We start from the raw sequence: 287 nt of genomic DNA on the forward strand, positions 1-287 counted from the left end.
TGCCCGGTGAGCAAGGTCATGCGACAGGTTCTTGAGCGCTCGTAGCCGAGCATGGCCTGCTGTTCCTCGCGACGTGCCTGGGAGATGCGTTCGTACCGTTCGGTGTCGTGCACCCACGGCTTGCCGGTGGCTTGCCACCCATCTCGGACCTTCACGACCGAGCCATCAACGGCCATCACTTTAAGCAATAGCTCTAACTGGCTACGCCTGATGTCGACCCGCGTCTCCAGAGCTGAGATAGAGAGCGCCTGACCACCTGCGAGTGCTCTGAGCACGGCATCGGCTCG

1 pseudogene is annotated in these 287 nt (G+C 61.7%); it reads right to left on the minus strand.

The annotated features are described in order from the left end of the window. A pseudogene (locus MKD49_RS25875) lies at positions 1 to 287 on the minus strand (recombinase RecQ); the annotation flags it as partial.

Origin of the sequence: Herbaspirillum sp. WGmk3, from assembly GCF_023952535.1 — a bacterium.
In the GTDB taxonomy this organism is placed as follows: domain Bacteria; phylum Pseudomonadota; class Gammaproteobacteria; order Burkholderiales; family Burkholderiaceae_D; genus Herbaspirillum; species Herbaspirillum huttiense.